This is a genomic window from Micromonospora taraxaci, assembly GCF_007830095.1.
GTDB classification, from domain to species: domain Bacteria; phylum Actinomycetota; class Actinomycetes; order Mycobacteriales; family Micromonosporaceae; genus Micromonospora; species Micromonospora taraxaci.
The window spans coordinates 2,310,653-2,323,555 of the sequence record NZ_VIWZ01000001.1 but is presented as its reverse complement, the minus strand read 5'-3'; the positions used below and the strand labels follow the sequence as shown (position 1 = coordinate 2,323,555).

10 protein-coding genes are annotated in these 12,903 nt (G+C 70.8%); 1 reads left to right on the top strand and 9 read right to left on the bottom strand.

What is annotated here, in order from left to right; genetic code table 11:
- Nucleotide 1: 1 nt before the first annotated feature.
- The 6 genes from tpiA to rapZ form a co-directional block, all read right to left on the bottom strand.
- Nucleotides 2-793 carry a triose-phosphate isomerase gene (gene tpiA / locus FHU34_RS10970; protein ID WP_145779852.1) on the bottom strand — a complete coding sequence of 264 codons (792 nt, stop codon included), beginning with the start codon at nucleotides 791-793 and terminating at the stop codon, nucleotides 2-4.
- A 2-nt stretch (nucleotides 794-795) separates the two neighbouring features.
- The gene (locus FHU34_RS10965) at nucleotides 796-1,995 is read right to left on the bottom strand and encodes a phosphoglycerate kinase (RefSeq protein ID WP_145779851.1); all 1,200 of its coding nucleotides are present in this window, start codon (nucleotides 1,993-1,995) and stop codon (nucleotides 796-798) included.
- Nucleotides 1,992-2,996 (bottom strand): type I glyceraldehyde-3-phosphate dehydrogenase, encoded by a 1,005-nt coding sequence (gene gap, locus FHU34_RS10960; protein ID WP_088988543.1) that lies wholly within the window; start codon nucleotides 2,994-2,996, stop codon nucleotides 1,992-1,994. The genes FHU34_RS10965 and gap overlap by 4 nt, the downstream gene beginning before the upstream one ends.
- Nucleotides 2,997-3,260: 264 nt before the next feature.
- Nucleotides 3,261-4,241 carry a DNA-binding protein WhiA gene (whiA, locus tag FHU34_RS10955; RefSeq protein ID WP_030337350.1) on the bottom strand — a complete coding sequence of 327 codons (981 nt, stop codon included), beginning with the start codon at nucleotides 4,239-4,241 and terminating at the stop codon, nucleotides 3,261-3,263.
- 54 nt (nucleotides 4,242-4,295) lie between these two features.
- On the bottom strand, nucleotides 4,296-5,405 hold the full coding sequence (locus FHU34_RS10950; protein WP_145779850.1) for a gluconeogenesis factor YvcK family protein: 1,110 nt from the start codon (nucleotides 5,403-5,405) through the stop codon (nucleotides 4,296-4,298).
- Nucleotides 5,402-6,304, bottom strand: coding sequence for an RNase adapter RapZ (gene rapZ / locus FHU34_RS10945; protein WP_145785539.1), 903 nt, complete (start codon nucleotides 6,302-6,304; stop codon nucleotides 5,402-5,404). Before rapZ ends, FHU34_RS10950 begins: the two co-directional genes overlap by 4 nt.
- Before the next feature lie 277 nt (nucleotides 6,305-6,581).
- On the opposite strand from rapZ, the gene recQ reads away from it, so the two are divergent.
- On the top strand, nucleotides 6,582-8,423 hold the full coding sequence (gene recQ / locus FHU34_RS10940; RefSeq protein WP_145779849.1) for a DNA helicase RecQ: 1,842 nt from the start codon (nucleotides 6,582-6,584) through the stop codon (nucleotides 8,421-8,423).
- Nucleotides 8,424-8,488: 65 nt separating this feature from the next.
- Here recQ and FHU34_RS10935 read toward each other — a convergent pair whose 3' ends face one another.
- The 3 genes from FHU34_RS10935 to FHU34_RS10925 form a co-directional block, all read right to left on the bottom strand.
- On the bottom strand, nucleotides 8,489-9,151 hold the full coding sequence (locus FHU34_RS10935; RefSeq protein ID WP_145779848.1) for a C39 family peptidase: 663 nt from the start codon (nucleotides 9,149-9,151) through the stop codon (nucleotides 8,489-8,491).
- A gap of 975 nt (nucleotides 9,152-10,126) precedes the next feature.
- On the bottom strand, nucleotides 10,127-12,115 hold the full coding sequence (uvrC, locus tag FHU34_RS10930) for an excinuclease ABC subunit UvrC (protein ID WP_145779847.1): 1,989 nt from the start codon (nucleotides 12,113-12,115) through the stop codon (nucleotides 10,127-10,129).
- A 185-nt stretch (nucleotides 12,116-12,300) separates the two neighbouring features.
- On the bottom strand, nucleotides 12,301-12,783 hold the full coding sequence (locus FHU34_RS10925) for a Rieske (2Fe-2S) protein (RefSeq protein ID WP_145779846.1): 483 nt from the start codon (nucleotides 12,781-12,783) through the stop codon (nucleotides 12,301-12,303).
- Nucleotides 12,784-12,903 lie beyond the last annotated feature (120 nt).

The following is a 12,903-nucleotide window of genomic DNA, read 5'->3' as shown; positions in this document are numbered from 1 at the left end:
ATCAGCGAGCGAGGTGCTCCGGGAAGCGGCAGATTTGCGCGAACTCCTCCGCGTCCAGGCTGGCGCCCCCGACCAGGCCCCCGTCCACGTCCGGCTGGGCCATGATCGAGGCGACGTTGGACGCCTTGACCGAGCCGCCGTAGAGGACCCGGACCTGGTCAGCGGTGTCCTGGTCGAAGCGCTCCGCCAGTCGCTGCCGGACCGCCCCGCACACCTCCTGGGCGTCCTCCGGGGTCGCGGTCTTGCCCGTGCCGATCGCCCAGACCGGCTCGTACGCGATCACGACCTGCCGCACCTGCTCGGGCGTGAGCCCGGCGAGGCCCCCGTCGAGCTGGTCGGCGCAGTGCGCCACGTGGGTGCCCTGCTCGCGGACGTCCAGCCCCTCCCCCACGCAGAGGATCGGGGTCAGGCCGTGCGTCAGCGCCGCCTTCACCTTGGCATTGACGACAGTGTCGTCCTCGTGGTGGTAGGCCCGCCGCTCGGAGTGCCCGACCACCACGTACGTGCAACCGAGCTTGGCCAGCAGCGGGCCGGAGATGTCCCCGGTGTACGCGCCGGACGCGTGCGGGGAAAGGTCCTGCCCGCCGTAGCCGATCAGCAGCTTGTCGCCGTCCACCGCGGTCTGCACGGTACGCAGGTCGGTGAAGGGCGGCAGCACGACCGTCTCGACCTCGGTGAGCTGCTTCTCGGTGAGGCTCGCCGCCAGCTTCTGCACCAGCAGGTTGGCCTCGAGGTGGTTGAGGTTCATCTTCCAGTTGCCGGCCATCAGCGGCCGACGGGTGGTGCTCGCCATGTTTAGTTCTCCAGGGCCGCGATGCCGGGGAGGGTCTTGCCCTCGAGGTATTCCAGGGAGGCGCCGCCACCCGTGGAGATGTGCCCGAACGACGACTCGTCCAGCCCCAGGGCACGGACCGCCGCCGCCGAGTCACCGCCGCCGACGACGCTGAACGCGTCGGCCTTGGTGATCGCCTCGGCGATCCCCCGGGTGCCCGCCGCGAACGCCGGCATCTCGAACACGCCCATCGGGCCGTTCCAGAAGATCGTCTTCGCCTGGGACAGGGCGGCGCTGAAGCCGGCCACCGTCTCCGGGCCGACGTCCAGACCGAGCCGGTGGCTCGGGATGCCGTCCACGCGAACCGTGTCGTGCGCGGCGTCCGGGGCGAACGCGTCCGCGACCACCACGTCGACCGGGAGCAGGATCTTGCCGTTGGCCCGCTCCAGCAGGTTGCGGCAGGTGTCGACCATGTCCTTCTCCAGCAGCGACGTGCCCACCTCCAGGCCCTGGGCCTTGAGGAAGGTGAAGCACATTCCGCCGCCGATGAGCAGCCGGTCGACAGTGGGCAGCAGCGCCTCGATCACGGCGAGCTTGTCGGACACCTTCGACCCACCGAGCACCACCACGTACGGCCGCTCGGGGGCACCGGTGAGCTTGGAGAGCACCTCGACCTCGCGCAGCACCAGTCGACCCGCGACGTGCGGCAGCCGGGCCGGCACGTCGAAGACACTGGCGTGCTTGCGGTGCACCGCTCCGAACGCGTCGTCCACGTAGGCGTCACCGAACGCGGCGAGCTGGTCGGCGAACGCGCCCCGCTCGGCCTCGTCCTTGCTGGTCTCGCCCGCGTTGAAGCGCAGGTTCTCCAGCAGGGCGACCTGGCCGTCGGCCAGGTCCGCGACTGTGGAACGGGCCGACTCACCGACGGTGTCGGTGGCGAAGTGCACCGGAGCGCCGAGCAGCTCACCGAGCCGCCCGGCGACCGGGCTCAGGCTGAACTGCGGGTCCGGAGCGCCCTTCGGGCGGCCCAGGTGCGAGCAGACGACCACCTTCGCGCCGGCCTCGACCAGCGCGCCGAGAGTCGGCAGGACCGCGCGGATCCGCCCGTCGTCGGTGATGTCACCGGTCTGCTTGTCGAGCGGGACGTTCAGGTCGGCGCGCACCAGCACGCGCCGACCCGACACCCCCTCGGCGAGCAGGTCGTCGAGGGTCCGGATGCTCACAGCGACGAACCGACCAGCTTGACGAGGTCGACCAGGCGGTTGGAGTAGCCCCACTCGTTGTCGTACCAGCCGACGACCTTGACCTGGTTGCCGACGACCTTGGTCAGCGGCGCGTCGAAGATGCACGACGCCGGGTCGGTCACGATGTCGGTGGAGACGATCGGGTCCTCGTTGTAGACCAGGATGCCCTTGAGCGGGCCGTCCGCGGCGGCCTTCAGCGCGGCGTTGACCTCGTCCACGGTGGTCTCGCGACCCACGTTGACGGTGAGGTCGGTAACCGAGCCGGTCGGGATCGGCACCCGCAGGGCGTACCCGTCGAGCTTGCCCTTGAGGTCCGGCAGGACCAGGCCGATCGCCTTGGCGGCGCCGGTGGAGGTCGGCACGATGTTCAGGGCGGCGGCCCGGGCCCGACGCAGATCCGAGTGCGGCGCGTCCTGCAGGTTCTGGTCCTGGGTGTACGCGTGGATCGTCGTCATCAGACCGTGCTGGATGCCGAACGTGTCGTGCAGGACCTTCGCCATCGGGGCGAGGCAGTTGGTGGTGCACGAAGCGTTGGAGATGATGGTGTGCTTCGCCGGGTCGTAGGTGTCGTGGTTGACACCCATGACGACAGTCACGTCCTCGTTCTTCGCCGGGGCGGAGATGATGACCTTCTTGGCCCCGCCGTCGACGTGCGCCTTGGCCTTGGTGGCGTCGGTGAAGAAACCGGTCGACTCGATGACGACGTCGGCGCCCACCTCGCCCCACGGCAGCTTCGACGGGTCCTTCTCGGCGTACGCCTTGATGGTCTTGCCACCGACGGTGATCTCGTCGGCGGTGGCCTTGACCTCGTAGGGCAGGCGACCCAGGATGCTGTCGTACTTGAGCAGGTGGGCAAGCGTGCCGTTGTCGGTCAGGTCGTTCACCGCCACGACCTCGATGTCGGCGTCGGACGCCAGCACTGCCCGGAAGAAGTTACGGCCGATTCGGCCGAAGCCGTTGATGCCAACCCGGATGGTCACAGGTCCCATCTCCTCGCGTTCTGGTCTGCCGGCCTCAGACAACGGGCCGGCGGAGTGGTGTGCGCCGACCGTTGGAGCCGGCCGTTGACGGTTCGTCTCGGCCACCCCGCCGCGGTCTGAGGACCTTGACCGCCCGAGGCGGTGTGCACGACGAGGAGTGCCTGTGTCGGCCCCCTTGCCGTACGCAGCGACCTTATCCGAGCGTGCGAGACCACGCTGCGCCGGGTCGTGCTCCCGGACGCACCGTGCGGCCTTACCGTCCTATCAGACCACGAGCATGTCGGGCGTGACTGCCGCTTCGGTATCCGGGATGCCGAGGTCCCGGGCCCGCTTGTCGGCCAGCGCCAGGAGTCGGCGGATCCGCCCGGCGATGGCGTCCTTGGTCAGCGGCGGGTCCGCCAACGCGCCCAGTTCCTCCAGCGACGCCTGCCGGTGCTCCAGGCGCAGCCGCCCCGCGTCGGTCAGGTGGTTGGGCGCCTCGTCGGCGAGGATCTCCAGGGCACGGGTGACCCGGGCGGCGGCGGCGACGGCCGCGCGCGCCGACCGGCGCAGGTTGGCGTCGTCGAAGTTGGCCAGCCGGTTGGCGGTGGCGCGCACCTCGCGGCGTACCCGGCGCTCCTCCCAGGCCAGCACGCTGGAGTGCGCGCCGATGCGGGTGAGCAGCGCGGCGATCGCGTCGCCGTCCTTGACGACCACCCGGTCCACACCGCGTACCTCACGGTTCTTCGCGGTGATGCCGATGCGGCGGGCCGCGCCGACCAGCGCCAGCGCCGACTCCGGCCCCGGGCAGGTGATCTCCAGCGCACTGGAGCGGCCGGGCTCGGTGAGCGAGCCGTGGGCCATGAACGCGCCCCGCCAGGCGGAGACGGCGCAGCAGACGTTCGCCGCCACCACGTGCGGGGGCAGGCCGCGCACCGGGCGACCCCGCACGTCGAGCAGGCCGGTCTGCCGGGCGAGGGCCTCGCCGTCCTTGACCACGCGCACGATGAAGTGGCTGCCCTTGCGCAGCCCGCCGGAGGCCAGCACGTGGATCTCGCTGGGATAGCCGTAGACCTCGGCGATCTCCCGGCGCAGCCGCCGGGCCACCGCCCCGGTGTCCAGTTCCGCCTCCACCACCACACGGCCGGAGACGATGTGCAGCCCGCCGGCGAAGCGCAGCAGCGCGGCCATCTCCGCCCGCCGGCAGCAGGGCTTGGGCACATCGACCCGACTCAGCTCGTCCTTGACCGCGGCCGTCATCGCCATTGTGCGTCCCCTCACGGACCGGTTCCGGCGTGTCGCCGGAGATTACGTACGTGTCTAACGATCGGCACCCAGGACAGGCACCAGTGCGGCGCCCAGGGCAGCCGGATCATGGCGGGGAGTGCCACCGGTGACGGCGACGGGGGCGAGGACCAGGCGGGCACCCAGCGATTCTGCCGCACGTTCGACCGGTTCGGGGTCACCCACCGCCTTGGCGTCGGCGAGCACGAGATCCACCTTGAGCTCGGGCAGGTACCAGTGCAGTGCCGCGAGATGATCGGCGACGGAGAGCCCGAGGGTCTCCTTCTCCGCGGCGAGGTTCAACGTGACCAACCGCCGGGCCGAGGTCGACACGATCGCGTCGGCCACCTGCGGCACCAGCAGGTGCGGGAGCACGCTGGTGTACCAACTGCCCGGTCCGAAGATCAACCAGTCCGCTGCCATGATCGCCTCGATCACCTCGGCGCAGGCGGGTGGGGCGGCGGGCGTGAGGCGCAGCGACTCGACCCGACCGGTCGTGACCGCCACCTGGTGTTGGCCGCGCACGGTGCGCACCTCGTCCGGGGCGGCCGGGTCGATCCCGCGTACCTGCGCCTCGATGCCGACCGGCTGCCGGGACATCGGCAGCACTCGGCCGACCGCGCCGAGCATCGCGCCGGCATGGTCCAGCGCGGCCACCGGATCGCCGAGCAGCTCCATGAGACCGCAGAGCACGAGGTTGCCCACCGCGTGCCCGGCCAACCCGTCGACGCGGGCCGCCTGGTGCTCTTGGCCGTGCGCGCCGGTCGCCGCCGCCCGATCCGCGCCGGGGTCGCGGCCGTCGGCCCCCTGGCCGGGGTCGCGGGCGTCCCTGGCCGCCGGGCCCGGGTCGGCTTCGCCGAGCTGGGGTACGCCGGCCGGCACGGCAGCGAAGCGGTGCTGGAACAACCCGGCGCTACGCCGGGTCGCCGGGTGGTCTCCGGCCAACGCCACCAGCGCCTGGCGCAGATCACCCGGGGGCAGACCGCCCCGCTCGGCACGCAGCCGGCCGCTGGAGCCGCCGTCGTCCCCGACGGTGACCACCGCGGTGATGTCGAGATCGAGTTCGGGGGCGCAGTGACGCAGCGCGCGCAACGAGGCGGACAGCCCGTGCCCGCCGCCGAACGCCACCACCCGCCGGGCCGTCATTCCCGCCCCAGGTCGCGGTGCTGGGCGTTCGCCGCCAACCCGGAGTGGCGCAGCCGCCCGGCCAACTCCTCGGCGATGGCCACGCTGCGGTGCTTGCCACCGGTACAGCCCACTGCGACAGTGAGGTACCGCTTGCCCTCACGCTCGAAGCCGGTCGTGGTCGCGTTGACCAGGTCGGCGTACGAGGCGACGAAGGCGTCCGCGCCCTCCTGGCCCAGCACGTACGCGCTGACCGCCTCCTCCCGCCCGGTGTGCTCACGCAGCTCCGGCACCCAGTACGGGTTGGGCAGGAAGCGGGCGTCCAGCACGAAGTCGGCGTCCGGCGGCAGGCCGTACTTGAAGCCGAACGACAGCACAGTGACCCGCAGCCGGCGCGCGTCCTCGCCGCCGAACAGCTCCTCGATGCGCCGGCGGAGCTGGTTGACGTTCAGGTGGCTGGTGTCGATGATCACGTCGGCCTGGTCGCGTGCCTCCTCCAGCAGGCCGCGCTCCACGGCGATGCCGTCGGCGAGCCGCCCGTCACCCTGCAACGGGTGCGACCGGCGAACGCTCTCGAACCGTCGGATCAACACCTCGTCGTCGGCGTCGACGAAGACCACCCGAGGCGAGAACCCGCGCTCCTTGAGCTCCCGGATCGCCCCGGCCAGGTCGGTGGAGAAGGCCCGCGACCGCACGTCCAGCACCATCGCGGTACGCCGAGCCGCGCCGCCCGCCTTGAACGCCAGCTCGGCCATGTCCAACATCAGCGCCTGTGGCAGGTTGTCGACCACGTAGTAGCCGACGTTCTCCAACGCCCTGGCGACCGTGCTGCGGCCGCCGCCGGAGAGCCCGGTGACCACCACGAGGGTGGTCTCCGACTCTGCCGTCGACTGTCCGTCGACCGCATCCGGGTCGTCGATCCGATCACCGACTGTGCGCGCCTCGCTCACCCGTACCCCCAAGCCGTGGCGCCGCGGCCGCCGTTGGCCGCGATTGGTCAATCAGCGACTCTATCCCGCTTCCGGGTCGAGTCCGCGCACCCGCCACGGCCTGCCACCCCTCACCCTCGATGACGATCAGTAACCATGAGCGCGCTCTTCGCGATCTTCGCAGGCCAGGCCGGACAGCCCGGCGGTGACAGCCACCGCCCGGGTGCGCCGGGCGGGCGCTGTCGGTGTCGGCTCGTAGACTCCCCGGATGGCCTCCCCCACCGACCTGCGGACCGAGGGCGCGTTGCCGGTGCTGCGCCGGGTGTTCGGCTACGACGCCTTCCGCGGCTTCCAGCAGGACGTGATCGACCACGTGGTCGACGGCGGCGACGCGCTGGTGTTGATGCCCACCGGTGGCGGCAAGTCACTGTGCTACCAGATCCCGGCCCTGGTCCGCGACGGCGTCGCGGTCGTCGTGTCCCCGCTGATCGCCCTCATGCAGGACCAGGTCGACGCGCTCACCGCCGTCGGCGTCCGCGCCGGGTTCCTCAACTCGACCCAGAGCCTGGACGCCCGACGCCGGGTCGAGGCCGCCTTCGTCGCCGGCGAGTTGGACCTGCTCTACCTCGCCCCGGAGGCGCTCGGCGTCCGCTCCACGCTCGCCCTGCTGGACCGGGGGCGCATCTCCCTGTTCGCGATCGACGAGGCGCACTGCGTGTCCCAGTGGGGGCACGACTTCCGCCCCGACTACCTGGCACTGTCGATGCTGCACGAACGCTGGCCGCAGGTGCCACGGATCGCGCTGACCGCCACCGCGACCAGCGCCACCCGCACCGAGATCGCCAGCCGGCTCAAGCTCGACGACGCCCGCCACTTCGTGGCCAGCTTCGACCGGCCCAACATCCAGTACCGGATCGTGCCCAAGCGGGAGCCCCGCAAGCAACTGCTGGCACTGCTGCGCGACGAGCACCCGGGCGACGCCGGGATCGTCTACTGCCTGTCCCGCGCCTCCGTCGACAAGACGGCGGAGTTCCTGGTCGCCAACGGGATCGCCGCACTGCCGTACCACGCGGGCCTGGACGCCACCACGCGCGCCGCCAACCAGCAACGCTTCCTCCGGGAGGACGGCCTGGTGATGGTGGCCACGATCGCCTTCGGCATGGGCATCGACAAGCCAGACGTACGCTTCGTCGCCCACCTCGACCTGCCCAAGTCGGTCGAGGGCTACTACCAGGAGACCGGCCGCGCCGGACGGGACGGCCTGCCGTCCACCGCGTGGCTCGCGTACGGGCTGCAGGACGTGGTTCAGCAACGCAAGATGATCGAGACGTCCGACGGCGACCTCGCCCACCGCCGCAATCTCGCCGCCCACCTGGACGCGATGCTCGCCCTCTGCGAGACGGTGCGCTGCCGGCGCGTCCAACTGCTCGAATACTTCGGCGAGACCTCCACGCCCGCCTGCGGCAACTGCGACACCTGCCTCAACCCGCCGGAGTCCTGGGACGGCACCGTCGCCGCCCAGAAGCTGCTCTCCACGGTCTTCCGCCTCGACCGGGAGCGCAACCAACGCTTCGGCGCGGGGCACTGCATCGACATCCTGCTCGGCAAACACAACGACAAGATCAGCCAGCACGGCCACGACTCGCTGACCGTCTTCGGCATCGGCTCCGAGCTGAGCGAGGCGGAGTGGCGGGGTGTGGTCCGGCAACTGCTCGCCGAGGGGCTGCTCGCCGTGGAGGGCGACTACGGCACGCTCGCCCTGACCGACACCAGCGCCGACGTGCTCGGCCGCCGCCGTACTGTCACGATGCGCCGCGAGCCGGAGAGGCCGACGTCGAGCCGCTCGTCGAAGCCGCGCGGCTCGGCCACCGTCGTCGCCGAGCTGACCCCGACCGCCGCGCCGGTCTTCGAGCGCCTGCGCGGCTGGCGGGCGACCACCGCCAAGGAGCAGGGCGTTCCGGCGTACGTGATCTTCCACGACGCCACTCTTCGCCAGATCGCCAACGACGCACCGAGCACGCTCGCCGAGCTGTCCCGCGTCAGCGGGGTCGGCGAGAACAAGCTCGCCAAGTACGGCGAGCAGATCCTGGCCGTGCTGGCCAGCGCCTGAGACATGGTGAAGGGCCGGGCCCCGTGGTGGGGTCCGGCCCTTCGTCGTTCGTGTGCTGGTGTGGTTTAGCTGGTGGCGTAGCCGCGGGTGGCGATCCAGTCGGCGAGGTGCTCGACGGTGATCTGGTAGGAGGCCTGGTTGGGGTCGGCGGAGTCGGCGATGGTGACGGTGTTGCCGTTGTCGCGGTAGCCGACCACGCTGATGTAGTGCCCACCCTCGTAGGAGTGGCTCACTCCGTCGGTGTCGGTGCTGGTGCCGGCGATGTTCGCCACCACAGCCCGGCCGTCGTCGACAGTCTTGACGATGTCGGCGCGCAGCTGATCGGTCTGCTTGGCATCAGCGTCGGGGTTACGGATCTCCACCGACCGGTAGGCGTCGTTCTTACCGGTCTCCTTGTTCAGCACCGGGGTGATGTCGTTGATCGAGTTCGTACCGGCCTCGGTGGTGCCCATCTCCTTGGCCATCGCGTCCACGTTGATGTCCTTACCCTGCACACTCAGGGCGTTACGGGTCGCGGCGGGACCGCAGTAGTAGAAGTTCGGCTGCGCCTCGTAGCGCACACCCAACTCCCGCTCACCATGACCCTTACGGTCGGTCTGGGTTTGCGTGGTGGGCTTGGCGGTGCTCGGGGCAGCGAACGCGGTCGTGACGGGGCCGGCGATGGCACCACCGGTGAACGCCAGACCAGCAGCGGTCAGAGCGGTCTTACGAATCAGATCGGTACGCATGATGGCGTGCTCCTCTGCGTCGGGGGTGCACGGCACGCCCGGGGGGTGGACGTGCCGCACGTGCAAGGGGGGAAGCTCAGTTGCCCGGCGGCCCTACGAGGCCGGCATCGGGACAAGGTGTAACCGTGCAGGGCGGCGACTCATTCCGCCGCCAGGTTGACCGGGTGATGCCCGGCCTGCGCCAGGGGATGTAACCGGGTGCGGCGGCCAGTCATTCCGCCGGGCTCCCGGCCTGTTGTGCTCCGGGGGGATGTAACCGGGGCGGGCTGGCCGGTGTTCCCGGCGGCCGCTCACCACGACGACCCAGCGTCGCGGCCGTGCCAGGTATAACGACCCCGGGCCGGCCCCGATTCCGCCACCCGAGTGACCCCACCCACCGGACAAACCACCCACAGCAGGCGATCCTGCCGGTCGCCGGCGCTGCACCCGCCTTGATCCCCTCCGGTTCGGCGAAATCGCGGTATCCGAGTGCCGGGGATACCCCGACTTCGGCGAAGCCGAGTGGATCAACCCGTCGCGCGGGCGACGTGTGGTCTGCGCGCCCCCGGGCGACTCGGGCGTCCGCGAACCCCTGCCCCGCGTGCGAGGTTTCGTTCCACGTGTCCGTTATGGGATTGCCGCCCCACGCCCAGCCCCGACCCGACCGGCCACACGGCCGTGGCCTGGCCACGCGGCCCCGGCCGCACGGCCCGATCCGCCCCGGCCAGGCGGGCCGGCCACGCGACCCCGCCAGGCGGGCCGGCCAACCAAAGATCCTGCTCGAACCAGGAAACAGGCCCTTGGCGCGCCGGCGAAGCCACGACAACCTGGATCGAGCACGATCATCCAGGAAGCGACCTGACGCCGCGACCCGCGCACCGTGCGCACGACACCCTGTTCGTGATCGCGCGGCCTCGGGACGAGTGCCGCCTCACGCCACGCCGAACCAGCGCTTACCTCGATGTTGCCCGGATCGTGACCCGCCGAAAGGCGGTGTCAGGTTGTCGGGTTCGACTCCATGGCCTCGTCGGCTTTCGTGTCCTTGTCGAGGGCGGCCAGGATCGCCTCGGCGGTACGCCGGCCCACGCCGGGCACTTCGGTGATTTCCTCGACTGTCGCGGCGGAGAGCCGCTTGAGTGAGCCGAAGTGCCGCAGCAGCGCCTTGCGGCGTACCTCGCCGAGGCCGGGCACGTGGTCGAGCGCCGACTCGGTCATCCGCTTCGATCGGCGTTGCCGGTGGAAGGTGATGGCGAACCGGTGGGCCTCGTCGCGGACCCGTTGCAGCAGGTAGAGACCTTCCGACGTGCGCGGCAGGATGACCGGGAACTCGTCGTCGGGCAGCCAGACCTCCTCCAGCCGCTTGGCGAGCCCGCACAGCGCCACGTCGTCGATGCCCAGGTCGGCGAGGGCCTGCGCGGCGGCCGCGACCTGCGGGGCGCCGCCGTCGACGACCACCAGCTGCGGCGGGTACGCGAACTTTCGCGGTCGGCCGGTGGTCGGGTCGATCAGGACACCGACCTGCGGCTCGACAGCGTCTTCCGGAGTGGTCGGGTCGTCGGCGGACTCGACTCCCACCTCGCCCGTCTCGGCCCGTGCGTCCAGGTAGCGGGCGAAGCGGCGGCGCAGCACCTCGGACATCGCGGAGAGGTCGTCGGTAGCGCCACGGACGATGAACCGCCGGTATTCGCTCTTGCGGGGCAGCCCGTCCTCGAAGACCACCATGCTGGCCACCACGTCGGTGCCCTGGATCTGGGAGATGTCGAAACACTCGATGCGCAGCGGCGAGGTGCGCATGCCCAGCGCCTCGCTGATCTCGTCCAACGCCTTGCCCCGGGTGGTGAGGTCACCGGAGCGCTTGAGTTTGTGCCGGGCCAGCGCGTCCTTGGCGTTGCGCTCGACGGTCTCCATCAGCGCCCGCTTGTCACCGCGCTGCGGCACACGCAGCGACACCCGGCTGCCCCGGTGGTTGGAGAGCCATTCCGCCAGCGCGTCGGCGTCGGCGGGCAACTCGGGCACCAGCAGCTCCCGGGGCACGTCGGCTTCGCCGTGCTCGCCCCCGTACACCTGGGTGCAGAAGTGGTGGACCAGGTCGCCGGTGGTCAGGTCCTCGGTCTTCTCCACCACCCAGCCGCGCTGGCCGCGAACCCGGCCGTCGCGGACGTGGAAGACCTGTACGGCCGCTTCGAGGGGGTCGTCGGCGAACGCGACCACGTCGGCGTCGGTGCCGTCGCCCAGCACCACTGTCTGCTTCTCCATGGCGCGGCGCAGCGCGGCGACGTCGTCGCGTAGCCGGGCGGCCCGTTCGAACTCGAGCTGCTCGCTCGCCTCGGTCATCTCACGTTCGATCTTGCGGACCATGGTGTCGGTGCGTCCGGCCATGAAGTCGCAGAACCCGTCGACGATGGCGCGGTGTTCGTCGGCGGAGACGGTGCCGACGCACGGCGCCGAGCACTTGCCGATGTAGCCGAGCAGGCAGGGGCGACCGACCTGGCCGGCCCTCTTGAAGACACCCGCGGAGCAGGTGCGCGCGGGGAACACCCGCAGCAGCAGGTCGAGGGTCTCCCGGATGGCCCAGGCGTGCGAGTACGGACCGAAGTAGCGCACCCCTTTGCGCTTGGCGCCGCGCATCACCTGTAGCCGTGGGTATTCCTCGTTGAGGGTGACAGCCAGATAGGGGTACGACTTGTCGTCGCGGTAGCGGACGTTGAACCGAGGGTCGTACTGCTTGATCCAGGTGAACTCCTGCTGGAGCGCCTCGACCTCGGTGGCGACGGTGATCCAGTCCACCGACTCGGCGGTGGTGACCATCTGGCGCGTGCGCTCGTGCAGGTTCCACACGTCGCCGAAGTAGGAGTTGAGCCGGCTGCGCAGGTTCCTCGCCTTGCCGACGTAGATCACCCGGCCGGTGCCGTCACGGAAGCGGTAGACCCCCGGAAGCTCCGGGATGGTGCCGGGTGCGGGGCGGTAGGTCGAGGGGTCAGCCACGTCAGCAAGCCTAGTCCGCGGCACCGACAGCCCGGCGCAAGCTCTAGATCCACTCCATGTGCGGCACGTCGGGGTGTCGAACCGTCACGAACACCCCGACGTCCCGAAACACGAGTCGATCGCGCAGCAGGACCGACCGGCCCGGCCGAGCACGCGTCAGGCCCGTGAAGGCCCCACCGCTCCGGTCAGGCCAGCGAGATCTGGTCCCCGGTGACCTTGATGTCCTTGGGCGGCAGCGGCTTCGTGGCCGGGCCGGCCTTCACCGAGCCGTCCTCGATCGAGAACTTGCTGCCGTGGCAGGTGCAGTTGATGGTGCCGCCGTCGACGTTCGTGACCGGGCAGTTCTGGTGGGTGCAGATCGGGCTGAAGCCCTTGAACTGGCCGGCGGTGGGCTGGGTGATGACCACGCCCTCGGTGGCGAGGACCTTGCCGCCACCGAGCGGGATGTCGGCGGTGGTGGCCAGCGACTGGGCGCCCTGACGGTCGCCGCCGCCCGCGTCACCGGTGCTGGGGACGGCCGGGCCGCCACTGGTGGGGGTGCCGCTGCCGCTGCCGTCGTCGCTGCCGCAGGCAGCCAGGACGACGGCCGCGCCGACTGCCCCGACTCCGGTGAGCAGGGTGCGACGTGTCTGCGTACCCGGACCGGTCAGCGCCTGATCGTCACTCATGCCTCGCCTCTCTCTAGCCCGCTGCGCCGGTCAGAAGCCGGCCACACTTCTCCACACGGGCAACTGTGCCGGATGGTTCATCCGGGCATCTAACCGACCCGGGAAATGGGACGGGGCGGG